The 23,026-nt window shown below is 50.3% G+C and carries 25 protein-coding genes and 3 pseudogenes; 20 read left to right on the forward strand and 8 right to left on the reverse strand.

Annotation, left to right across the window (positions count from 1 at the left end):
• Positions 1-45: 45 nt before the first annotated feature.
• Together GYMC52_RS03710 and GYMC52_RS19700 are read right to left on the reverse strand one after the other, a co-directional pair.
• Complete coding sequence (locus GYMC52_RS03710; protein ID WP_013523133.1) at positions 46-1,713, reverse strand: IS1634 family transposase; 1,668 nt, start codon at positions 1,711-1,713, stop codon at positions 46-48.
• A 271-nt stretch (positions 1,714-1,984) separates the two neighbouring features.
• Positions 1,985-2,152 (reverse strand): hypothetical protein, encoded by a 168-nt coding sequence (locus GYMC52_RS19700; RefSeq protein ID WP_013146120.1) that lies wholly within the window; start codon positions 2,150-2,152, stop codon positions 1,985-1,987.
• Between the two features lie 225 nt (positions 2,153-2,377).
• On the opposite strand from GYMC52_RS19700, the gene GYMC52_RS03715 reads away from it, so the two are divergent.
• The 4 genes from GYMC52_RS03715 (at position 2,378) to GYMC52_RS19175 (ending at position 4,867) form a co-directional block, all read left to right on the forward strand.
• Positions 2,378-3,565 (forward strand): IS701 family transposase, encoded by a 1,188-nt coding sequence (locus tag GYMC52_RS03715; protein WP_012820547.1) that lies wholly within the window; start codon positions 2,378-2,380, stop codon positions 3,563-3,565.
• A gap of 94 nt (positions 3,566-3,659) precedes the next feature.
• Positions 3,660-3,893, forward strand: coding sequence for a DUF2249 domain-containing protein (locus tag GYMC52_RS03720; RefSeq protein ID WP_013523134.1), 234 nt, complete (start codon positions 3,660-3,662; stop codon positions 3,891-3,893).
• Positions 3,894-3,997: 104 nt separating this feature from the next.
• Positions 3,998-4,579: a molybdenum cofactor guanylyltransferase gene (locus GYMC52_RS03725; RefSeq protein WP_013523135.1), complete on the forward strand. Its 582-nt coding sequence runs from the start codon at positions 3,998-4,000 to the stop codon at positions 4,577-4,579.
• 60 nt (positions 4,580-4,639) lie between these two features.
• Entirely contained in the window at positions 4,640-4,867 is a 228-nt protein-coding gene (locus tag GYMC52_RS19175; protein ID WP_144319731.1) for a hypothetical protein, read from the forward strand.
• Here the strand turns inward: GYMC52_RS19175 and GYMC52_RS03730 are convergent.
• Positions 4,849-5,112, reverse strand: a pseudogene (locus tag GYMC52_RS03730) (transcriptional regulator); the annotation flags it as partial. The gene GYMC52_RS19175 and the pseudogene GYMC52_RS03730 overlap by 19 nt on opposite strands.
• A gap of 9 nt (positions 5,113-5,121) precedes the next feature.
• The gene (locus GYMC52_RS03735) at positions 5,122-5,724 is read right to left on the reverse strand and encodes a response regulator transcription factor (protein WP_013523136.1); all 603 of its coding nucleotides are present in this window, start codon (positions 5,722-5,724) and stop codon (positions 5,122-5,124) included.
• A 308-nt stretch (positions 5,725-6,032) separates the two neighbouring features.
• On the opposite strand from GYMC52_RS03735, the gene GYMC52_RS03740 reads away from it, so the two are divergent.
• From GYMC52_RS03740 to GYMC52_RS03775, 10 genes and pseudogenes are all read left to right on the forward strand, one after another.
• Complete coding sequence (locus GYMC52_RS03740; protein ID WP_013146116.1) at positions 6,033-6,410, forward strand: hypothetical protein; 378 nt, start codon at positions 6,033-6,035, stop codon at positions 6,408-6,410.
• A gap of 81 nt (positions 6,411-6,491) precedes the next feature.
• Positions 6,492-7,271, forward strand: a complete 780-nt coding sequence (locus GYMC52_RS03745) for an ABC transporter permease (RefSeq protein ID WP_013523137.1) — start codon at positions 6,492-6,494, stop codon at positions 7,269-7,271.
• Entirely contained in the window at positions 7,264-8,757 is a 1,494-nt protein-coding gene (locus GYMC52_RS03750) for a hypothetical protein (protein WP_013523138.1), read from the forward strand. Before GYMC52_RS03745 ends, GYMC52_RS03750 begins: the two co-directional genes overlap by 8 nt.
• A gap of 15 nt (positions 8,758-8,772) precedes the next feature.
• On the forward strand, positions 8,773-9,414 hold the full coding sequence (locus tag GYMC52_RS03755) for an ABC transporter ATP-binding protein (protein ID WP_013523139.1): 642 nt from the start codon (positions 8,773-8,775) through the stop codon (positions 9,412-9,414).
• Positions 9,415-9,457: 43 nt separating this feature from the next.
• Positions 9,458-9,649: pseudogene (locus GYMC52_RS18405) on the forward strand (lactococcin 972 family bacteriocin); the annotation flags it as partial.
• Positions 9,650-9,747: 98 nt separating this feature from the next.
• A complete protein-coding gene (locus GYMC52_RS03760) occupies positions 9,748-10,623 on the forward strand; it encodes a hypothetical protein (protein ID WP_230982740.1) in 876 nt (291 codons plus the stop codon).
• A 10-nt stretch (positions 10,624-10,633) separates the two neighbouring features.
• A complete protein-coding gene (locus GYMC52_RS19925) occupies positions 10,634-10,888 on the forward strand; it encodes a hypothetical protein (RefSeq protein WP_230982741.1) in 255 nt (84 codons plus the stop codon).
• Positions 10,889-10,913: 25 nt separating this feature from the next.
• Positions 10,914-11,567: an ABC transporter ATP-binding protein gene (locus tag GYMC52_RS03765; RefSeq protein WP_041469364.1), complete on the forward strand. Its 654-nt coding sequence runs from the start codon at positions 10,914-10,916 to the stop codon at positions 11,565-11,567.
• 21 nt (positions 11,568-11,588) lie between these two features.
• On the forward strand, positions 11,589-11,957 hold the full coding sequence (locus GYMC52_RS03770) for a hypothetical protein (protein WP_013146110.1): 369 nt from the start codon (positions 11,589-11,591) through the stop codon (positions 11,955-11,957).
• 85 nt (positions 11,958-12,042) lie between these two features.
• Positions 12,043-13,161, forward strand: coding sequence for a TIGR04053 family radical SAM/SPASM domain-containing protein (locus tag GYMC52_RS03775; protein WP_013523141.1), 1,119 nt, complete (start codon positions 12,043-12,045; stop codon positions 13,159-13,161).
• Between the two features lie 419 nt (positions 13,162-13,580).
• On the opposite strand, the gene GYMC52_RS03780 is transcribed toward GYMC52_RS03775, so the two are convergent.
• Both GYMC52_RS03780 and GYMC52_RS03785 read right to left on the reverse strand, forming a co-directional pair.
• The gene (locus tag GYMC52_RS03780) at positions 13,581-14,330 is read right to left on the reverse strand and encodes an anti-sigma factor (protein ID WP_173346433.1); all 750 of its coding nucleotides are present in this window, start codon (positions 14,328-14,330) and stop codon (positions 13,581-13,583) included.
• Complete coding sequence (locus GYMC52_RS03785) at positions 14,320-14,901, reverse strand: sigma-70 family RNA polymerase sigma factor (protein ID WP_013146107.1); 582 nt, start codon at positions 14,899-14,901, stop codon at positions 14,320-14,322. Before GYMC52_RS03785 ends, GYMC52_RS03780 begins: the two co-directional genes overlap by 11 nt.
• A 134-nt stretch (positions 14,902-15,035) precedes the next feature.
• Here GYMC52_RS03785 and GYMC52_RS03790 point away from each other — a divergent pair, with 134 nt between their 5' ends.
• Genes GYMC52_RS03790 through GYMC52_RS03800 form a run of 3 tightly spaced genes read left to right on the forward strand, consistent with a single transcriptional unit; the run spans position 15,036 to position 18,227 of the window.
• Complete coding sequence (locus GYMC52_RS03790) at positions 15,036-16,202, forward strand: NEW3 domain-containing protein (protein ID WP_013146106.1); 1,167 nt, start codon at positions 15,036-15,038, stop codon at positions 16,200-16,202.
• A gap of 2 nt (positions 16,203-16,204) precedes the next feature.
• On the forward strand, positions 16,205-17,161 hold the full coding sequence (locus tag GYMC52_RS03795) for an ABC transporter ATP-binding protein (protein WP_013146105.1): 957 nt from the start codon (positions 16,205-16,207) through the stop codon (positions 17,159-17,161).
• The gene (locus GYMC52_RS03800; RefSeq protein ID WP_013523143.1) at positions 17,148-18,227 is read left to right on the forward strand and encodes an ABC transporter permease; all 1,080 of its coding nucleotides are present in this window, start codon (positions 17,148-17,150) and stop codon (positions 18,225-18,227) included. Before GYMC52_RS03795 ends, GYMC52_RS03800 begins: the two co-directional genes overlap by 14 nt.
• A gap of 271 nt (positions 18,228-18,498) precedes the next feature.
• On the opposite strand, the pseudogene GYMC52_RS03805 reads toward GYMC52_RS03800, so the two are convergent.
• A pseudogene (locus GYMC52_RS03805) lies at positions 18,499-18,924 on the reverse strand (Crp/Fnr family transcriptional regulator); the annotation flags it as partial.
• Between the two features lie 289 nt (positions 18,925-19,213).
• Between GYMC52_RS03805 and modB the strand changes: the two are divergent.
• Both modB and moaA read left to right on the forward strand, forming a co-directional pair.
• Positions 19,214-19,876 (forward strand): molybdate ABC transporter permease subunit, encoded by a 663-nt coding sequence (gene modB, locus GYMC52_RS03810; protein WP_013523145.1) that lies wholly within the window; start codon positions 19,214-19,216, stop codon positions 19,874-19,876.
• Positions 19,877-19,929: 53 nt separating this feature from the next.
• On the forward strand, positions 19,930-20,955 hold the full coding sequence (gene moaA, locus GYMC52_RS03815; RefSeq protein WP_013523146.1) for a GTP 3',8-cyclase MoaA: 1,026 nt from the start codon (positions 19,930-19,932) through the stop codon (positions 20,953-20,955).
• 101 nt (positions 20,956-21,056) lie between these two features.
• Here moaA and ric read toward each other — a convergent pair whose 3' ends face one another.
• Positions 21,057-21,764 carry an iron-sulfur cluster repair di-iron protein gene (gene ric, locus GYMC52_RS03820; RefSeq protein ID WP_013523147.1) on the reverse strand — a complete coding sequence of 236 codons (708 nt, stop codon included), beginning with the start codon at positions 21,762-21,764 and terminating at the stop codon, positions 21,057-21,059.
• A gap of 284 nt (positions 21,765-22,048) precedes the next feature.
• Here ric and GYMC52_RS03825 point away from each other — a divergent pair, with 284 nt between their 5' ends.
• Positions 22,049-23,005: a methyl-accepting chemotaxis protein gene (locus GYMC52_RS03825; RefSeq protein WP_013523148.1), complete on the forward strand. Its 957-nt coding sequence runs from the start codon at positions 22,049-22,051 to the stop codon at positions 23,003-23,005.
• Positions 23,006-23,026 lie beyond the last annotated feature (21 nt).

The following is a 23,026-nucleotide window of genomic DNA, read 5'->3' on the forward strand; positions in this document are numbered from 1 at the left end:
ATGCAAAAGGGACGAGAGACATTTGGGCACACTTTGGGCGTGTATCTAGGCGCGAGGATGGATGCCTAGGATCTTCGGAGGAGGCTCCAGCCCTAGAGCCGCAAAGAATTGAGCCTGTTTGGCCGTCAGTTCGGTTCGTTGATAAAGGTCGCCGTTTTTGGAAGAAAAATGTCCAAGCATAAGACGCTCACATTCATCCCTTACTTTCGGCCACGATTCATGGGTTCGGATCTCCACGATCCGAACCAGCAAGAGAGCCAGCCAACTGAGCAGCACATGCGCCCGAATGCGGTCTTCCAAGCGATGATACATAGGTCGCAATTCCAATGTAGACTTCAATGTTCGGAAGGCCTGCTCAATATCCACCAGCTGCTTATACCCGATGGCGACATCTTCGGCAGACAAGGTGTCATCGGATGTCCGGATGAGATATTTGCCGTCGTACTTTTCCGCGTCACGAACCGCTTGCTTGTCGATGCGAAGGGTTCCGTCCTTCAACTGGCGCAAGTATTTTCCGTAGGACGGATGGGAACGCAGCCGGCAGGTCGCCTTATGATGGGCTTCGTTTGGGAGTTGGCGAAGCCCTTCTAACTCCTCTTTCAGCGATTCGAGCAGCTTTTCTCGCTCCTTGCGTTGGCGTTCGGCTTCGCTGGGATTGTACACGAGAACATAGCGCTGACGCGCTTCTCCGTCGCCGACGATGATTTCTTTGATGTGCAAATTCTCGTCCACTTCATGATAACGTCCGCGACGGCTTAAGGCCTCTTTGACGGCGGCTTTGCCGGATCGCATTTTTTCGCCGACAATGTAGTGTCCGCCGGCCTGTTGCAAGATTCGCAAATTCTCTTCAGAGGAAAAGCCGCGGTCCATGACGCTGATCACACGTCCAAGCTTCCAGCCAATCAAGTCTTGTTTCACCTGTTTGATGACCGTCATGTCCATGGTATTGCCAGGCCATACCCAAGCGCGAATCGGGACTCCTTCCCGGGTGACAGCCAGCCCAATGACGATTTGAACCAAGTCTGGGCGTTTGTCTTTCGAGAATCCTTGTTTTCGAAGCGATTCTCCTTCCGGTGTTTCAGAGGGATCCACTTCGAAGTACGACGAAGTCGTATCGAAGTAAATCAAGTCGACTTCCAAATTCAATAAATCGGCCACAGCATGGAACACTTGACGTTCCAATTCCGGCTGCACGGCCAGCAGCTCATCCATCGCCCGGTACAACTGGTGGCTGGCGGCTTGAGGAAGGTGAGGGATATACACGTCTTTCTCCACCCACTCCTCCATCGCCAACTTGCTTGACGGATGAAGGGCGCGATTGGCCACCATGGCAAAAATCAGCCGTTCCAGCGAAATCTGGTGATGTCGGGAGGTAAACAAGGAGTGGAGAATCTCTCCCAACCCCAGTTGTCTCCAGAGCTGATCCAAGAGCCAAACGCCGCCGAGGTGTTTGCATGACTGGAATTGAAAGTCATCGGAAGCTTCTCCTGTCAACGTTTCGACTTCCCAAGCCTGCTCAGGAGAAAGGAATCGCGAAATGCTTTTGGCCAGACGTTCCAAGACGGCGCGATCCACCTCGTCTTCGCGCCCGAACGAATAAATCACCTTCGCTTTCGCATATTTGGCCTTTGGATCCCATTCATTGTGAGCAAGCTGGAGATAAGCAACGGTTGTTCCATCCTTGTTTTTGCGTGTGACTCGTCGTATGTACATGCCTATATTATAACGTATAAACTTTATTTTTAAAAGAAAAAAATGAATAAATCGTGTGCCTATGAAATTCGGCGTTTTTTCCTAGGATCCGCATTACGAAACCCTTGATATAACAGCATTTTGGTCATTTCCATTTGCCTAAAATGACCTCAAAACTGTCGAACTCGGGTTCATGATCAATGTACGATTTAAAAAAGAAAGAGCTGGCTCCAAAAGTCCACTTGTTAGTGGATTTTTGGGTCAGCCCCCTTTCGTTTGTGAACGTTTTCAATCACTTGTGGCATTTGTCCGGCGTGGTGTGTTCGTTTTCCTTTTGCTTGTCATGGCACGGAAAGCAGTACAACGTCTCTGTTTCTCGGCTGACGACGCCATTTAAAAACCCATGCAGACAATGGATCGGCTTGCCGCATTGCGCGCAAAAGCCAACAAGCTCTTCCAACCGCCATTTCTCCTTTCATGGGGATTGAACATGTTCACCTTCGGGCTGTGACGCTCGTCACTCCCCCCCAAGGTTCAAGCGGTTATGATAAAGTATATAATTCACTGTAGATGAGCAAATTCACTAACATAAATTGACAACCAAACAAAAAAGGAGACATGAACCGGACTCCTTGGGTAAAATAGATGTGCTCAAAACCCATTCACACAAGGAGGTTCATGTCTCATGAATAGATTAGCACATCACCAAGGAATCCACAAGTTTTTCTTCACTTTGGGGTTGACGCTGCAGCTTTCCAAACCGGTCATCAAGCATCTCATTCATATCGTCGATGCCTTGACCACCAAGGGATTCTCGGGAACATTGACCGATATTCATCACTGGAGCTTTCATCCGAATCATCGAACGACGCTCAGTCACTTTTTCACGAAAAGCCCTTGGGATGAGGAAAGGCTGCTTGGGAAGCTTCAAGAGTGGATCCTCCGCCGAATCGAGCGCCTGGTCGAGCGAAAGAATCAGCCTCTTTTTGTCTCGATTGATGATACGATTTGCCAAAAAACGAAGCCTTCGTCACGGGCAACGCACGCCATTCAAGGGTGCGACTGGCACTACTCGCATAAAGATCATCAATCGGTTTGGGGGCATTCGCTCGTTTGGCTGATGGTGCACACCTTGACACAAGCGTTTCCGTTTGCGTTCCGCCTGTATGACAAGAAAGCGGGAAAAAGCAAGATCGACCTGGCCATCGAGATGCTTTCTTCGCTCAAAGTGAAGCGGGCTCAGCCGGTGTATGTGCTCATGGATTCGTGGTATCCGTCCAAAAAGCTCATTGAAGCCTGCTTGAAACAGGGATTCCATGTCATCGCCATGCTCAAGACGAACCGGATTCTCTACCCGAAAGGCATCGCCATCCAAGCCAAGCAGTTCGCCCGCTATGTCGAGTCCGAAGACACCCGCCTCGTCACGGTGGGGAAGGAGCGTTACCGCGTGTATCGCTATGAGGGGGCGATCCATGGCCTCGATGACGCGGTGGTGCTGCTGGCTTGGAAGGCGGATCAGCCGATGGCGCCGGAACATCTCCATGTCGTCTTGAGCACCGATCGGGAGCTGAGCGACGAAGACATCTTGCGTTACTATGCTCAGCGTTGGACGATCGAGTGCTTTTTCCGGCAGGCGAAAGATCAACTGAAGCTTGATGGATACCGCGTTCGCCACATTCGGGCGGTGAAACGGTATTGGGCGGTGGTGCTGTTGGCCTGCGTGTATAGCATCGCCGAATCCCGACAAAACCTCTCCGCCGGGCTGGAGCTTCTTCGGTCGCGGAAAGACCACAGCGTCGTCGAGTTCATTTATGACGCTGCGAAGCAAGATATTCCCATTGATGTGATCAAAAAACAGCTCCGTATCGCGTAAGGGGTACCCTGTTTGTCTCTCTAATCATGGAAATTATTGTAATGAAAAATGCTCATCTACAGTAATTCATTATACTACAAAGGAGGCCAATGTTATGAACCAATTTGCCGCCAAAATCCACGCCCCGGACTATCCGCCGCGCGACCGCCATCCGGCAATTTTTCGGCTGTTTGACAGTTTGAAGCCGGGGGAAGTGATGGAGCTGACGAATGACCATGACCCGCGTCCGCTGCAATACCAATTCATGATGGAGCGTCCGGATCAGTTTACATGGGAGTACTTAGAGGAAGGGCCGGACGTATGGCGGGTGGCCATCGGCAAAAAATAAATCATCCGCTCCATTGGGATTTCCGTCTGCAGGCGGAAATCTTTTTTTTCGCCGGTTGGTATGGTACGGTAAAAACAAACGATGGATGTCCGGAAAGGGGAAGCATGATGAAACAAACGATTGCCGGAGCGGTGCTCGCCGGCGGCCAGTCGCGCCGGTTTGGGCGGCCGAAGGCGTTTGCGTTGCACGAAGGAGCTCCGTTTTTCACTTGGTCCGTCGCGGCGTTGCGATCCGTCGCCGATGAATTGTACATCGTCAGCCACCCGTCGCTTATCGATGAATTCCGCCGGCAAACGGACATCCCGGTGCTGCTCGATGTGGAGCGCTGCCGCGGCTGTGGGCCGCTTGCCGGCCTTTACACCGTCATGGAACAGAGCCGAGCCGACTGGGTATTCGTCCTGCCGTGCGACATGCCGTACATGCGGCGGGAAGTGACGGAACGGCTTGCTTCCCATATCGATCCGACGTTTGACGCCATCGTTCCGCTCCATGGCGGCCGTCCAGAGCCATTGGTCGCTCTATACCATCGTCGGCTTCGTTCCGTGATCGCCGAGCTGCTTGACGCCGGCGAACGGCGGATGATTTCGCTCCTTGACCGCACCCGCGTCCGCTGGGTGGATGCCGAGCAGCTTGCCGCGGATGGAGACGTATGGCGCAATGTCAATACGGAGGAAGAGTACCGGTGAAGGGGGGATTGTGGCCGAAGCAGACACAGCATACACTTTTTTCAATCAGAAGAGCCATCCTTGACCACGAAATGGTTCTTTTTCCCGGCTTTTCACCACAAAATGCACTTGATGCAGGAAGACGCTCATGATACGCAAGTGAAAAATGATTTCGCCTGTACAATAACTGTCAATAAAAGGTCAAGTGCACCTTTTGATGATGACCTTGAATTTTATGAAACGGCAACAGTGCGAAGAAAAAAGAACCGCACGGCCTCGGCTCTTTTGCGTTATTGGACTGGAGGTTGATTTTGGTCCATTTCCTTCGCCAGGTCCGCTACTTCGGCGACGGTCAGCCCCGTTCGTTTCGCGACTTCGTGAATAGGCAGAACGTCAAGCAAGTTTTTCGCGATTTCGATGGCTTTTTGTTTTTCGGCTTGTTTGACCGCCTTCTCTTTTTCCTGTTCTAGATCTTCTACGAGCAAACGAAAGACTTTATTCGTTTTCATCCACTCCTTTACTTTTTGGGCGTATGGCGGGTCAATAAACTTGTCCAAACGTGGTTACTCAAGCAATCCGAGCCTAAACGCTTTTCCGACTGCTCCCGCCCGCGATTTGACGTGAAGTTTTCGCAAAATGGAAGACACGTGGTGTTCCACCGTTCGTTTGCTGATGTTCAGTTGTTCGCCGATTTCGCGATTTGTTTTGTCTCTAGCAATGAGATCGAGAACGGCCAACTCCATTTCGGTCAGAGGCGAGCCATCATGGAAAGCAAGATCAGTCGGGAACGATTTCACTCCGCGATAGCTTTCCCGAATGGCGTGAATCAGTGTTTCGGCAGAATCGCATTTGGATACAAAAGCATAGGCGCCTGCCTCATGGACGGCCTGTACATATTCTGCGCTGGCATCCCCCGATAACATGACCACTTTGCTTGCAGGGAATCGTGATGAGATGTTCTTTGTCCAAATGAGGTAGTTTTCTCTTTGGCTCGGAGCATCGATGACAATGATATCAGGCTGGAAGTGAGCGATCTCCTTCTCTAGTTCGGCTGGAGAGAAGACGGCTCCCACTACTTCCAAGTCGGGCTCGCGTTCCAAAAGCTGACGGATGCCATCCATGACAAGGCCATGATCCCCTATGATCAAAATGTTGATTTTCACCATTGTCTCTCCCCCTCCCCCCGTAAAACGCAGCGAGTAGCAACGCATTTGGTTGGAACACACGTTGCGGTGAAACATGGAGTTTTACAGGGGATGAGTGATGTGCTGTTTTGATCCATGAGGCCATTTCTCTCAACTTCATTCGTTAAAATTTTACAATATCGATCAATCTCTGTAAACGAAATTTCAAAAAATAGGTATTTTCCGCAATGAAATTTGCGGAAAATACGGATGTTTTTTCAATGTTATTTTGGTACAGTAAGGGTGAAGCCGGCCGGTGATCTCTGAAATAATGAGGAGGATGATGCTCAATGAAGAAGAAATTTGCCGTGCTTGCTTTAGCAACGGGGCTTCTTGCTGTAGGAGGCGTAGCTCAGGCAGGAACGACGTATGATGATTATGACGTGATTGTCCCAGGTTTCAATGATAATGCGTTTACTCCTCAACAAACGAAGTCGACTACCGGCGCGTCAGCAGATTTGAAAGTATCGATACTGGGAAAAGCACTGGATGCAAGAGTGTATTCTTATAGCGGAGGAACTGGACCTTGGGTCCGTATCGCAACGGTTGGGGGCCCATTCAAACTGCCTAATTCGATCAAAGCAGGCAAGGATGCGAGAGTTGAGTTTAGTTCGGATCTTACTCAATTGGTAGATGTAAGAGTAAAAGGGGAGTGGAGAAGCAATTGATTTATAATGAGCATGAACCAAATCGTTTGGATGGTCCATGCTCTTCAAACGTGAAAACAAGCTTGGAAAAGGTGGGGGAACATGTTGAAGCATCAAGTGAAAGTGGAATTTATGAGAGTCTTTACGTGGCGTCAATGCATCGTTTGGGCTGCATTGGTGTTGGTTCTGCCTGTCATCCAATTTGTGTTAATCAAGGATGGCTACGTTTACTATAGGCAATTGGATCTTTTTCTCCGCTTGAATTCGAATTTTGTGCCGCTGCTGTTTCCCATCATCATGGTTCTTGTGTATTCTATTTCTTTTCCAAGTGAACAAAAAAACCATTTTATTCCATATGTGCGTATCCGCATCCCTTTGACGACTTACTTCTTTAGCAAATTGATCGTCAATGCGATCCTGTCTTTTTTGATCGCCTTTTTGATCGTATTCGTCCCTTTTGTATTTTCTATGTATATTGAACCTTATTTAGGAATTGTTCGTTTCTATCCAATCAATGGGAATTCTATCCCTTATACAACGTTTGAGCAGTTGCTTGCCCTTGGCACGCTGCCATATGGAGTTCTTTACTCACTATGGGTAGGGCTGAATGGAATGATGTATGCGACAATGGGATTGTTGCTCGTCATGATTTTAGAGAAGCCTTTTATAGCGCTTTCCATTCCATTTGTTTATTACTTGTTGGGAAACTTTATTACCCAAGTTTTGGGGTATGACCAATTTTCCCCTACTTATACGATTTTTCCTTTTAGTATATCGCAGCAACCTTTATGGACAGTATTCGTGCCGTTCCTCTTCTTATGTTTTGTGGTGATGGTATTGATGTTCTATTTAAAGGAAAGGTTGCATAAGCACCATGACTAGGGTAGTAAACAAATGGAAGGATTTTGTGGATGAACTATTGACATTCAAATGGATTCTCTTTGGAGTGGTTATTTACATATATGGATTAAGGGCTAAAGAGCACATGTATGTTGCTTCGTTGCAAACAAAATTATTGTTGAATAAATGGGATTTGTTGCATAAGTTTTTTGGTGATATTTACCTTATTTTGTATTTTATCTTGCCGGTCTTTCTATACCGTTCTATTTCAATTATGATGTCTGATTTTGATTATACGGTTTTGATACGATTTGGTTCTTATCGAAGTTGGGTGTATGCGACACTAGTTCGATTTATTCAAAGTGCCAGCATATCCATAATCGTTTGGGGAGCAGTGAGCCTAGTTTTGTCAATCGGTGCTCCTTCTTTTGTTGGCTGGAGTCCGTTTAGTAGGCTGAATGCTTCTCTAAGCGAAACGCAAATATTGCAAAAATTCATAAACAGTCCCATTTTAGCATTGTTGTTGCATTTGGCTTTGCTTGTTTTCAGTGTCAGCTGTATTCACCTTGTTTTGGCCATCCTTTATGTAAAGTGGAAAAACAAGGGCATTGTCGTGTTTGTCGCGGTGTTCATATGGGTGTATGGCGTAGTGTCATTTAAACTTCTTTCCCCCCATTCCTTGTTTAATTTGTGCCATTACTTGATTTTGCATTCGGGGGCTGCTCAGTTCAGCAATATATGGGGATCTTTTGCGATGGTTATAGGATGGATGATCCTGCTCATATTGATTGTCAATCGACTGGATCTGAATGTGAAAGGATACAGTTGGAAATATGCCGCTTTTATTGTCTTGGTTGTCCTAGCATTATGGTCCGGAATGCGAGAAAACGTGGGACAAACTGTTTGGGACCAGTTTCTTTTCATGTTTATAGGCGGTTCCAGACAAGCGCTTTATTTCAAGTCGTTTTTATGTTATTGGGTTCTTTATTTTGGGGTCATCTATTTGGTCCAATTGCATTTGCAGAAGGAATTGTCAGAAATGGGGTATTACAAGCTAGTGCGTTATCAGTCTATCAGTCGATGGTTTTGGGCATGGTATCATAAGATCATGCTATACATTGGATTATATTTATTCGCTTTAGCATTGCTCGCTTTATTCATTTCTTCGTTGAAACGTTTTTCCTTTGATTTCCATGTTTCTATTGATCGTTCAGTTACATTGCTTGATGTGTTTTATCATTTTTTGGTCAACGGCTACCTTCAAGTTTCGTTTTATGTACTATTTGTGTTTCTTATCTCTTGGCTGAGCAAAGAAACGTTTTATAGTTTCGTAGGGCTCGCTATACTTTCATTCTTTATGTTTCCGGGTCTTAATAACTGGGGAATTATTCCATCTGGATTGAATAGCATGGCGTATTTATTTACAAATGATTCGATTTACCGCATCAGCATCGTTCTATTCTTATGGAATGTTTTCGCCATTGTTTTCTTGCTGTATGTCTTTTCCAAACAAGATCTCGATTTCTAAAAAGGAGTGAGTAAGTTGCCGCATATCCTGTTAGATCAAGTCAGTAAATCATTTAAAGGAGCAACGATTTTTGAAAACGTGAATTTTGCAGTGGAAAAGGGGAAAATTTATGGAATTATTGGTCCTAACGGTTCAGGAAAGTCTGTCTTATTCAAACTAATATGTGGATTTCTATTCCCTGATCACGGTAGGGTGATCGTGGACGGGGAAGAGTTGGGGGTCAATAAACGATTTCCCAGTGATTTTGGAATTATCATTGATCGGCCTGGATATATAGCGGGAAAGACAGGGTTTGATAATCTAAAAGCATTGGCTCTCATTCGAAACAAAATCAGTGATGACAAAATAAAGCAAACGATGAGGTTGGTCGGTTTAAATCCAGAATCGACGCAAAAGGTCAAACATTACTCACTTGGAATGAAACAAAAGCTTGCTATTGCTCAAGCCATTATGGAAGATCAACAAACGCTTATTTTAGATGAACCATTCAATGCTTTAGATGCTGACAGCGTTGAAAATATCCGAAACTTGCTTCGGAAATTCAAGGAAGAAGGGAGGACGATTTTGCTCACTAGCCATAATCAAGAGGATATTGATGTTCTTTGCGATGAAGTGTACAGAATCAACCGTTTCAAACTTGAAAGAGTAAAAAAATAGAAGGCGATGTTATAAGCTAATATCCAAGTGAGGGGGATGGACATATGGCTTCTGGAATGCTATGGTTCGCTCCTATTACGATCATCCAACTTCGTGCCACGGTTCAACAGTTGTATACAATGGTGAGATGTTAAGAAGTGTCGATACCCCTGCAGGATTGACCTCTGCTGCTGAGAAAGGGGCTCTAAATTTCCCATGGTCTGATGACGCCTATTACTATAGAATTTGCAAATAATGAATCTGTTTGACTGGAAGCTTTTCTTTCACCCCTTCCCGAGCGGGATGGGGTCTTTCTCTTCCGGGGGATGATGGATTAGGGAAGGAATGAGGCTCATGCATAAAAAAATCGTGGTCGCTGTTTCCGCTGTGCAGTTTCTTCTCTTAGCTTTCGTAGCGATTGTTGTTTCGGATGTCCATGACCGCTTTTTTCCGGAACAGCTGGATGTGAAAGCGAAAGTGACATTGGATTTTAGCCATTCTGATTTGCGTCAGGAAGATGTGTTTCAACAGTTGGGGGAAATGAGCGATCGATGGGAATTAGGATTGATGAAAATCGCGCCAGATTTACGGGGGGATCAGTCGGGACAGATCTTTGTTCAAGTGGGGGAGAAAGGGGATTTTCCAAAGAGAATTCAGCGTTTTGGCCATGAGCCAGATGCGGAGATCCGCGATCGCCGCGCGTTGGCCCATTCGTTTGCCAATGGCGATTATTTGGTGACAGGGAAAACCGATCATATAGACGAGTTGAAACATTGGCTGGCGTCGCATCGGGTCGATCAGAAGTGGAACGAAGAGACTCTGTTGACCATTCTCCAATTTTTGATCGTGCAAAGCGATTTTGGTGTGGCGCTGTTGGCTGTTTCGGCGCTGATGGTGTCATTAGCTTTATACTGGCTGGCGGTCAAAGCGAAAGGGCGCGCGTTGCGTGTGTTGGCGGGAGTTCCGACGTCGCGCATCCAATGCGAGGATTTCAGCCACTTTTTGCTGGCTATGGTTTTGGCCGCCGCTATATTGGACGTCTTGGCCGCTCTTTATGTCGGCTTTGTCTATGGATTGGGATTCGTGCCTTACTATAGTAAAGTGTTGCTTTTGGCTGAGGCGATGGTGATCTCTTTGACAATGGCTTGCGCGTTGATTTTTTCTGTTGCCTCATGGAATTGGATCGATTGTTGGTCTTTTAGCGGCCTTGGCTATTGCCTCCGCCATTAGTGCGTTTATTATGGCTGTGTTAAAAGCAAAACGCGATTTTCCTCTTCGGCTTGCTGGGGCATCTTGGTGGGCGGTGTCGCGCGGGCGAATCGTGAAAGAGTGGGTGTTAGGGGGAATCGTGGTCATGCTGATTATGCTGTTGCAAGGAATAAACGGCTGGTTGCCGGTTTGTCTAACGGGGGCGCTTGTGCTGCTTGCTTTGCCGCTCGTACATATTGGTGCGGCAGCTTGGGTGTTTGCGAAAAACTCCCTGCGTCAGTTGTAGAAAGAAGGAGGAAGGCTTGACTGCCATGAGAATTGAGGCCGATCAAGTGACGATGATTATCAATGAGCGAACGATTATGGAGAACGAAAGTGTCGTATGCTCCCCTGGAGCCTTGACGGCGCTTGTTGGTCCAAGCGGAGCGGGCAAAACGACGCTTCTCCATGTGCTTGGATTGCTTTTGCGGCCGACAAACGGTCGTGTATTGATTGATGGTGTCGATACAACGAGTTGGGGAGCGAAGCAGCGGCGGCTGTTTTGGAAACACCATGCGGCATTCATTCTCCAAGATTACGGAATTATGGAGGAAGAATCAGTTGCGTTTAATATCACGATGACTTCGAGTTTGTTTCGTTCGAAAGTTGTCGGCGACAAGGAGCGGGTGCGCAAAGTGTTATCGGAAACAGGGTTGGATGGAAGAGAACGAGAACTGGCCGCCCGTCTAAGTGGAGGCGAAAAGCGACGCTTGGCGATCGCACGCGCTCTCTATAAAGACGCACAAGTCATTTTGGCGGATGAGCCGACGGCTTCTCTTGATGAGGCCAATGGCGATCGCGTCATTGAGCTGCTTCAATTATTGGCGAAGCAAGGGAGAACGGTTATTGTCGCGACCCACGATGAGAAAATGATGCGAGCCGCCCATGCTGAGCATGCGCTAAAGGGAATGCGGCATGGCAGATGAGAAGAAAGGGGGCGAATCAAGATGACGAAAAAACGATGGTGGGGCATTGGCGTTGCCATTGTGTTGGTCGGCGGACTTTTAGTAGCGGGAGGGGGGATTGGTTTGTCGCTTATCCCGTTCCCAGGCAAACAGGACGTTGCTCGTCCTGAATGCGGAAAACTGCCGAGCCGATCGGAAGTGAGAGAGGCGTTGAGTCAGCATCGGGATCTCGCAGCTCGCTTGGAGCGCGTAGGAAAGGGAGTAAGCGTGAAGGTGGAGGCGCCGTGCGGAGATCAAGCGGATGAAGCGCTCATCCGCATTGTTTATCATACAAAGGAGGAACGGGATGCAGTTTCCTCCATTTTGGCTGACCACAGTTTCGGAGTTCCAGTTGAGCTAATCGAAAGATAAGATGAGCGCTGAGGTCTAAATGTGATCCATATCACATAACGCGCCTGAATGTTGCGGTACAATGGAGGCCAAGGAGGGGGCCGCAATGCGCGATTTTAATGAAAATCCGTTTATTGTGATTTGGGAATTGACGAGAGCTTGTCAACTCAAGTGCCTTCATTGCCGCGCCGAAGCGCAATACCATCGCGATCCGCGCGAGTTGACGTTTGAGGAAGGGAAAAAACTGATCGATGAGATTTACGAGATGGATCAGCCGATGCTCGTCTTTACGGGCGGCGATCCGCTCATGCGCCCGGATGTGTACGATTTAGCGAAATATGCGATCGATAAAGGATTGCGCGTGTCAATGACGCCAAGCGCGACGCCGAACGTGACGAAAGAAGCGATCCGCAAAGCAAAAGAGGTCGGCTTGTCGCGCTGGGCGTTTAGCCTTGACGGGCCGAACGCCGAGATTCACGACCATTTCCGCGGCGTGAGCGGCTCGTTTGATTTGACGATCCGTGCGATTCAATACTTGCATGAGCTCGACATTCCCGTGCAAATCAACACCGTCATTTCGCGATACAACGTTCATGTGCTTAACGAGATGGCGGCGTTGGTGGAGAAGCTGAAATGCGTCCTTTGGAGCGTCTTTTTCCTTGTGCCGACAGGCAGGGGGAAGGAGGAGGATATGATTTCCCCCATCGAGCATGAGCGGGTGTTCCGCTGGTTGTATGAAACGAGCAAGCGCGTTCCGTTTGATATCAAAACGACGGCGGGCCAGCATTACCGCCGCGTCGTGCTGCAGGCGAAAATGCGCGAAGGAAAAACGGCAAAAGGCGGCATCCGTTACGAAGACGTGTTGAACAAAGGCTTAACCGGACAAGTCGACGGGCTCGGCCGCGCGCCGAAAGGGGTGAATGACGGCAACGACTTTGTTTTTATCTCCCATATCGGCGATGTCTACCCAAGCGGGCTGCTGCCGGTCAAAGCAGGGAACGTCCGGGAAACGCCGCTGGCGGACATTTACCGACACTCGCCGATTTTCCAAGACTTGCGCAATCCGGACAAATATAAAGGAAAATGCGGCGTCTGCGAGTTCCGATATGTGTGCGGCGGCTCACGCTCGCGGGCGTACGCGGTGACGGGAGACTATTTGGAAAGCGAGCCGTATTGTGTTTACATTCCAAAGGCGCTGCGGACAAAAGAGCGAAGCCAACGGTAAGAGGGCGGTGAAAAACGGCCGCTTAAAATGACGGCGCTACGGCGTTCGTGAGACGGTTGCCCGGGCGCATGCGGCGGATGTTGGATGTGTGTTCAAAACATACGGGGAAGGAGCAGGCGCCCTTCCCCGTTTTTATCATCCTGAACCGAGCTGGCGGCACTTGCTGTTGCGGAACCGCCTGAACCTTCCCCGTTTTCATCATCCTGAACCGAGTCCCCCACTTCCACGCGTGAGCGTAAGTGGGGGATGAATCGGGATTTGCCGTCATTCTTCCTCTTGCTTCCACAGAACAGAAGGTGTAAAGAACCGTGGGACGCACGGGGATGGCTTGGTGGACAGCCTGCTGTGGGGCGGGTGTTCCCAAGAATCTCCCACCTCAAAGCTCAAGCGTAGGTGGGAGAGCGTTCAATGTTGAAAGATCATTCGTGGTCCAACTCGACTATAAAGGTCTCCGGCCCGGTCGGCGCCGCGCTTCCTCCCTTTGGTTCGAGGCTCGCTTTAATTTGCTTGAACTGTTTGACATCCTCGCCGGTGATCAAGATGCGCGCCGCTCCGTGGCGGATCGTCAACAGTTCCCCTTTGACCTCGTTGTTGGTGTAAATGATCCACAATTGATAATCGCGAGTCGCAAACGGCGGCAACCCTTCAATTTCCATCAGCATTTCCTTCGTATCGTCATTGATCCAAATCGTGCCGTCCATCTGTTGAAAGAGCGCCGATGGTTCAATCGGAATTTGTTTCGTTTTGGGATTATGGATGATTCGCTCGATTGGAATGTCGGTATGTTGTTCGACAATCTGGTATCGATATGGCTCATCCGATCCGTCATGGGAAGCGGTCGGCCCGTCGTTCGAAGCGGAAAGGCGCAAGGCGAAAAGGAAGACGGCCAAAGCGGCGCCGATCCATCCCGAAGCGATGCGGACCTTTCGCTGCGCGCGCGCTGTTTGTCTTTGCGCTTCCGCTTGGGCCCAAATTCGCTCTTTGTGAGAAAGGGGCGGTGCTTCATATTGGGCTGCCTCTTTAAGCCCAATGTCTTTCCACGCTTCAAGCAGGCGTTGGCATTCAAGGCAGTGCTTAAGATGGTTGGACACGTCTTCTTTTTCTTGCTCTGGCAGCATGCCTAACAGCCAGTCCACGATTTTTGCTTCCGAAATATGGCTATGCTTCATGCTGTTCTTCACCTCTGCCAGCCTCCATCCAGTGGAACAGCTCTTTTTGTTTCCGCAAATTGCGCAAGCCGTAGCGGATGAGCGACTTGACGGAGCCTAACGGTTTGTTCATCGCGGCGGCGATTTCCCGCTGGGTTTCCCCGTGAAAGTAAAAGTGAATGATCGCTTGCCGCTGCTCCTCGGGGAGATGGGTTAACGCATCGAGGATGACTTGTTGTTCCAGTTGGCGGAGAAAGTAGAATTCCGCCCCCTTTTCTTTTAAAGCCGCTTCCTCAAGGCGGCTCACTAGCAAATCCCGTTTCTTGCGCAGGCGGTCGAGCGACCGGCTTTTCGTTTTCACGGCAAGAAAGGCTTGAACGCTTCCCCGCTTTGGATCAAATTGGTGCGGTTTTTGCAAGATTTCGAGAAACACATCGTGGCTGACATCTTCCGCCTCCACCTCGTTGCCGACGATTCGAAGAGCGATATGATAGACCATCGGAGCGTATTTTTCGTAAAAACGGTCAAAGGCGGCGCGCGAGCCTTCGGCGATCTTCTCGAGCAGTTCCATGTCTTCCCGTCGATCTTCCATCTTGCCCACCTCCCGACACATGCTTGATGGAATTGTTGCCCCTGCTGCATCTATTCTACAATTTCATTTTTCTCCTGCAAAACAAATCCATTGATCCATTTCTGGCGTATACGAAGTGAAAACAGAAGGAGGGAGTGAACGTCGTGCGAAGCAGGGTCATCATGATGTTCGCCATGATCTTGACACTCTTTTCGCTTCTTCTTCCGATCCGCCCGGCATCGGCGGCAAGCGGTGTTGTTCTTTTCACGCCATACACCGGGCTTTCCGTGACGCCGGGGGAAACAATCGACTATACGGTCAATGTCATCAACAACGGTTCCAACATTGAAAACGTCACCTTCTCGTTTGACCACCTGCCGAAAGGATGGGCGACTTCGATTACCGCTGAGGGGAGAACGATTGAGCAGCTGTCCGTCCGAGGCGGAAAAGAAGAAGAGGTCACGTTGGAAGTGACCGTGCCGCTGGATGCCGACAAAGGGGATTACCGCTTTTGGCTCGTCGCGAAAGGGGAGAGTGGTTCATCGAAATTGCCGCTGCTTGTCCGCGTGACGGAACAAGGATCGTTTAAAACGGAACTGACGTCGGAACAAACGAACCTCGAGGGGCACGCGGATTCGAGCTTCACGTATGATGTCACGCTGAAAAACCGAACCGCCAAGACGCAAAATTACGCGTTAAGTTCGGCGGCGGAAAAAGGTTGGCAAGTCACGTTCAAATCGGAAGGCAATTCCGTTACGTCGGTGAAACTCGAGCCGAATGAATCAAGAGACATTACCGTAGAGGTCAAACCGCCGGAAAATGTGAAAGCGGGCACGTACAAAATCCCGATCAAAGCGCAAACGAGCGATACGTCGGCTGAGCTGACGTTAGAAGCGGTCATTACGGGCACGTATGCGCTCAAACTGACGACGCCGTCAGGAAACTTAAGCACCGATGTGACGGCGGGGCATGAACGGGTGATCGATCTTGTCGTCAAAAACACCGGAAGCGCTCCGCTTTTGAACATCAATATGACGGCTGACGCTCCGCCTGATTGGGAAGTGGAATTCGATCAAAGCACGATCGCCCAGCTGAACCCGGGCGATTCCAAAACAGTCAAGGCGAAAGTGAAAGCGTCGGATGAAGCGATCGCTGGGGATTATGTCGTCAACTTCCAGGCGCAAACGGCGGAAACGTCGGCGGAGGCGGCGTTTCGCATCTCGGTCAAAACGTCGACCGTTTGGGGCGTGGTGGCGGTGTTGATCATTCTTGGGGTGGCCGGAGGGCTGTACTATTTGATCAAAACATACGGGAGGAGGTAAGCATGGCAGCACCCGCCGTCATCGAGCTTGACAACTTGTGCAAAACGTATGGGGACCATCGGGCGGTTGACCATTTGTCGCTTTCGATTCAAAAAGGGGAAATTTTTGGCCTCCTTGGCCCGAACGGGGCGGGAAAGACGACGACGATTTTGATGATGCTCGGGTTCACCGAACCGACGTCCGGTTCGGTGAGGGTATGCGGGATCGATCCGGTGCGAAACCCGATTGAGGTGAAACGGAAAGTCGGGTACTTGCCGGATGATGTCGGCTTTTACCATCACATGACAGGCTTGGAGAACTTGTTGTATACGGCAGCGTTAAACGGCATTCCCCGCGCCGAGGCGGAAAAGAGGGCGTGGGAGCTGCTCGAGAAGGTGAATTTGACTGATGCGGCCCATAAAAAAGCGGGGAAATACTCGCGGGGAATGAGGCAGCGGCTCGGCTTGGCTGATGTGTTGATGAAGCGCCCGGAAGTGATCATTTTGGATGAGCCGACGTTGGGCATCGACCCTGAGGGAGTGCGCGAGCTGCTTCGCCTGATCCGCAATTTGAGCCGCCATGAAGGCATCACCGTTCTATTGTCCTCGCACCAATTGCACCATGTGCAGCAAATTTGCGACCGAGTCGGCTTGTTCGTGGGCGGCCGGTTGTTGGCCGAAGGGAATATCGAGCGCCTGGCGCAACAGCTGTTTTTGCAGGATGCCTATGTCATCCATGTGGTCGCTTCACCGCTTGACGCTTCCTTACGGTCCAAAATCGAGGCGATTCCGGGCGTCAACAAAGTGGAGCAAACGGAAAATGGATGGGATGTGTATTGCCAAACGGATGTGAGCGCCGCCATCAGCCAGACGATCATCGAATCAGGATCTTCGCTGTTCCATCTCAGCCGGCGAGATTTTGGACTTGATGAGATTTATCACCGCTATTTTGAAGGGAGGGATGTACGTGAAGGCCAGTAAGGAAGAGCGATGGGCAAACGATGTCTTTTCATATGTGAAAAGATGGAGCGAACGGCTGAAGGCGGGTGCGCTTGATGAGAAGAAACGGGCAAGAGGGGCAAACAGCGCCTTTTCGGCCATTGTCAAAAAAGAACTGGCCGATTATTTGACGAGTTGGCGCATGATCATTTTAATCGCCCTCATCTTGCTCACTTGCTTCGGCTCGCTATATACGGCGATGACGACGATCCGGGACGCGTTGGATTCCTCGGAAGAGGCCAAGGAAATCGCGAAAGGCGCCTACTTGTTTCTAAAATTATTCACCGTCTCGGACGGAACGTTGCCTTCGTTTCTGACGTTTGTCAGCTTTCTCGGGCCGCTGCTCGGCATCGCTCTTGGATTTGACGCCATCAATTCGGAGCGGAATCGGGGGACGTTAAGCCGGCTCATGGCCCAGCCGATTCCGCGCGATTATGTGATCAATGGCAAGTTTGTCGCTGCGCTGTTGTTGAATGCTGTTTTGTTTCTTTCGCTCGGCCTGCTCGTGATGGCGTTGGGCATTTTGGTCTTGGGGATTCCGCCTACTTTCGAAGAGTTTGCCCGCATGGTCTGCTTTTTGTTGTTATGTCTTGTGTATATCGCCTTTTGGCTGAATCTCGGCATTTTGTTTTCTGTTGTCTTCCGCCAGGCTGCGACATCCGCGTTGTCGTCGATGGCCGTTTGGTTGTTTTTCAATCTTTTCTACTCGATGATCGTGGAAGTATTTGCGAAATCGTTTTTGCAGTCTGACGCCATTACGTCCGTCGAGCAGGCGGTCGGCCGTCAAGAGTTGGTGCTTGGTCTCATGAGATTGTCGCCGAGCTACTTGTTCAATGAATCAACAACCGCCTTGCTTTCGCCGGACGTCCGAACGCTAGGGATCGTCACGGTGGAGCAAACGGCCGGCGCTGTTGCGGCCCCCTTGCCATTCTCGCAAAGTTTGCTGCTCATTTGGCCGCAGGCGACCGCGCTCATTGCCGCCACTCTCATCTGCTTTGCGATCGCGTATTGGTTGTTTATGAGGCAGGAGATACGGGCGAGTGGGTGAGAAAACAAGTTGTTTGCCGCAGACGGGGCGGAAGAGATGTGTGCGCCCAACAGCGTTTCTTATCGTTCGTATGTGAAAAACGTTCTGCCAAATCGTGTCCGTTCCTTTTGGGGACGGGCTTTTTCTTTTTTTGGATGTGACAAAACCGTGACAACGCTTGTGGCAAAATGGTGACAACAGGAAAGGATGTGATCAGCTTCACAAATCTGTTTCCTTCTCTGGCGTATGATGGAAGTACAAACAAAGCCACATATTTTGAAAGTCAGGGAGGGATTATCAAGTTGCGAAACTTCGTCTGCGTCCGCCGGGTATGCTTGCTCATCCAGCGCATATATTCGAGGGTAAGGGTCGGATTGATCAGCAGCTGTTCCTCCAGTTCGGTTTTATTTACCACTGCTGCTTCACCGGGTTCGATCACTTTGGCCGTCAATAAATAACGCGGATCGTTCGTAAATAGTGTCAGCTCGCCGACGATTTCTCCGCTTCCGCAAATGCGAAAGCACATTTCTTTTCCGTCCGGGCAAATTTTGCTTACTTGCACCTTGCCGGAAAGGATTAAATATAGCTCATTAGCCGGCATGCCTTCTTGAAACAAAAACGAGTGCTTGCGAAGCGGAATCACTTTTTTCGACGACTGCAGCAACGAACGCAAGTGGGAGAAATCACGATTCATGGCAGTGCGGCTCTCACCGTTCATCGTCTTTGGCGAGGAGACCCCCACTTCAACGACCAAAGGGAGTAAGTGGGGGAGGAATCGCTTTTTTTGTCGACATCTCCATTTGTTCGACTACTTCTATTGTAAAAAACATCACAGCGGGAGAGAGTGAAAAAAATCACCGGTTGCCCCCCTTTTGTGCGGGTTGTCACAAATTTTTCTAAATCGGATTTCTGTGCATATATGATACAATCAATGTGAGCAGTATCACAGCATATGGCTGCTCATTTTCGTATAGTGAGATGGAGATGTAGCAGAGAAGGGTTGATTCATGGCGGAATTTTGGTCACCCGTTTGGTTATCGATAAACGTATCGCTTCTTGCCGGCGTGATTGTCGCGATCCTCGGGACAGCGGCGGCGAGACGGATGGCGCGCCGCCGGTTTCGCGGCAAGACAGTGGTGGAGACGGTGTTTATGCTGCCGCTTGTATTGCCGCCGTCGGTCGTCGGGTTTTTGCTTGTTGTTTTGTTTGGGCGTCATAGCCTAATCGGACAGCTGGTGGAAAGGTGGTTTCACACAACGATATTGTTTACGCCCGGCGCGGCGGTGATGGCGGCGGTTGTTGTGTCGTTTCCGCTCATGTACCAGGCGGCGAAAGCAGGGCTGGAAGCCGTCGACCCCGCCATTGAAGGAGCGGCGCGCATCGATGGGGCGAACGAGCGCCAAGTGTTTTGGCATATTTCACTGCCGTTGGCTAGAAACGCTTTGTTGTCCGGAGCGGTGCTGTCGTTTGCCAGAAGCCTTGGGGAGTTTGGCGCGACGCTCATGTTTGCCGGCAACATCCCAGGCAAAACGCAAACGATCCCGACCGCCGTCTATATGGCGATGGAGTCGGGGCGGATGGAGTTGGCGTGGGCATGGGTGGCGGTCACGATTGGATTGTCGTTTAGTTTATTGTCTTGTGCGGCGAAACTAGGCCGTTGGCAGCGATAAGGAGCAGGCCGTTGGAACATCACGCGGCCATGATATGGAAAGGAGGGAGCGCCATGGAAGAGCGCGACCGGGTGACGATCGCCGACCGCCTGTCCCGCCCGTTGCGCGATTTGCGGCTGTCGGTCATCGACCAATGCAATTTTCGCTGCGTCTACTGCATGCCGGCGGAGGTGTTCGGGCCGAATTTTCGCTTTCTGGCGGAAGACCAGCTGTTAACCGTTGACGAAATGGCGCTGTTGGCGGAATGCTTTGTCGAGCTTGGGGTGGAAAAAATCCGCCTGACCGGCGGCGAGCCGCTGCTTCGGCGCGATTTGGATGTGCTTATTGAGCGGTTGTCCATGATTCCCGGCTTGCGAGACGTTGCCCTTACGACAAACGGCATCCATTTGGTGAAATGGGCGAAACGGCTGAAAGCGGCTGGGTTGCAGCGCGTCAACGTCAGTTTGGATGCGTTGGACGATGACATTTTCCGCAACATGAACGGCATCGGCGTCGGCGCCGCTCCGGTGTTGAAAGGCATTGAAGCGGCGCGCGAGGCGGGGCTTGGCGTCAAAGTGAACATGGTCGTCAAAAAAGGATGGAACGACTCGCAAATCGTGCCGATGGCGGCTTACTTTAAAGACTTGGGCATTCCGCTCCGCTTTATTGAATTTATGGATGTCGGCACGACGAACGGCTGGGATTACTCCCATGTCGTGACGAAAAAAGAGATGTACGAGCAAATCAACGCCATGCACCCGCTCGAGCCGATCGAACACGAGTACTTCGGCGAGGTGGCGAGCCGCTACCGGTACGCGGGCACGAACGTCGAAGTCGGCTTTATCGCTTCAGTGACGGAAACGTTTTGCCAAAGCTGCACACGGGCGCGCATTTCCGCCGACGGCAAGCTGTATACGTGCCTCTTTGCCTCGAAAGGTGTGTCTTTGAAAGAAAAACTGCGCGCCGGGGCAGGGAAAGAGGAGCTGAAGGCGCTCATTACAGCCGTCTGGAACCGGCGGACGGATCGCTATTCGGAAGAACGGACAGCCGAAACGGCGAAACAACGGCCGAAAATTGAAATGTCGTATATTGGGGGATAACAAAGAAACGGGGCTGCTCTTTCCGTCGAAGAAGCAGCCCTGCTTTTTATCGCTCGATGCGCCTGCCTTTACCTTAGAAATGGGGGAATGGCTTCGCCTGCTTATGCCTTCACCGCCGCCAACACGCGCGGGAAGAGGATATTGTTTTCCAAATGGATGTGCGTAAATAAGTCGTCTTCAAGCGCCGCGAGCCGGCTGTAGACGAGCCGATACGTGCCGCACGCATCTTCCGGCGGGGTGAAGTCGTTGGTGATGTCGCGAATTTCTTTCATCAAATCGCCGGCTGCGTCATGTTCATTGACCAGTTCGCGGACGGCTCGCTCGACCGCTTCCCGGTTTTCCGGCGATGGGTTGTCGGCAAATTGCAAAATGAGCGGGAATGCGCCCGTTTCCTCTTTAATCAAGTGTTGCTCAAGCTCCGTTTTTAACTCATGGAACCGTTTATGCACTTGGGACAGATGCGGATGGTGCATGCCGTGCACGCGCAACACTTTCGTGACATATGGGCTGAGCTGCGGCAGTTCCTCGTTCAAATAGCGGTGATGCGTTCTTACAATATGATCGACGAGTTCGTCGAGCGGCGCTTCGTTCCAGTTTCCCGTCGGCTTGTTTTGCGCCTCCGCGTAAAGGGTGTTCAGCTCGCGAAGGAGCGCTTCGCCATCCAGTCCACGCTCTTCGATGGCCTCTTTTAACGGGCGCTGTCCGCCGCAGCAAAAATCGATACGCCGCGCTTTAAATAAGTCGGCTGCTTTCGGAAATTGCGTAACAACATCACCAATCAACGATTGTTCGGTAAAACGCTGTTCCATTTCGGATCCCTCCATCGTCAAATCGTTGCAGCTTCAGCATACCGTGTTTTTCGCGAAGGTGTTGTGACGGATCTCACATACGTAAAAAAAAGTAGACATCGATGCATGTGATAAACGTCACAACAGTACTTTTCCTCTTTATCGTACAATAAAAAAGCAGACTTCTGCTGACTCTTTGCGGAGGCGGTGTCTGCTTTCATGACTGAGAACGTACATGTTCAGCGGATAACATACAACGTGTTGACAACAGAAGCAAATCCAGAGAAGGAAAAGGGGAGACGGATATGTGGGCGTTGGTGAAGGGAAGGCAGTGGGAGGAGGAAAAAACAGAACTGGAGCGGCAACTCGCTGAGATGAAAGAAAAGCTTACGAGACAAAAGGAAGCGGTTCATGAGACGGTGGCCGGTTTGCTTGGGGAGTTGCAGGACATCGTTCACCAGCATGAAGTGGTCAACGGGCAACACCATGTATTAGGCCAACTCGTTGATCGAACGAAAGAAAAAGTCGATAATGTCAGTACGCTCAGCAAGTCATCATACGCGATCTCCGACCGTTTGTGCGAACAAGGGAACGCGTTGGTGGAGACGGCGGGTCAGATGGTCGCAGCAGCAAAAGAAGGCATCCGCATGTCGGGAGAAATGGAGCAGGCGATGGGGCGGCTTGGCAGTGAGATGGAAACGACATCGGCCGCGATGCATCGGTTGCGCGGCCGCTCGCAAGAAATTGAACAAATTGTGAAAGTGATTAAAGAAATTGCTGGACAGACGAATTTGATTGCGTTAAACTCCTCGATCGAAGCCGCCCGTGCCGGAGAGCATGGCAAAGGGTTTTCCGTCGTCGCCGCTGAAGTGAGGAAATTGGCTGAGCATACGGCGGACAGCACGGAAACGATTCATCAGTTAACCGATGCTGTGCAGCAGGAAATCGAGCGGTCGCTTGAGCAGACGGAGGCCATTTCGTCTTTGATCGAAACGGTTGTCCAAATGAGCATTCATACAGCGCGGAAATGGTCGGCGATGATGGAACTGATCGATCGAGTCGAAAATCGGGCCCAAGACGTGCTAAACTATATTCAGGAACAATACCGCTATGCGGATGAAGTGAGGCAAGAGCTCGAACAGTCCACCGCTTTGTTTGGCGAAACGCGGGAGATGATTTTGCAACACATCGCCGATGCGAGTGTCGTTGATGAAAAGTTGGCGGAAGGCATAAAACGGCTGCAACAATGGCAACAACGTTAAAAGGACGATATCGTTGCCGCC

It is taken from the genome of Geobacillus sp. Y412MC52 (assembly GCF_000174795.2).
Lineage (GTDB): Bacteria > Bacillota > Bacilli > Bacillales > Anoxybacillaceae > Geobacillus > Geobacillus thermoleovorans.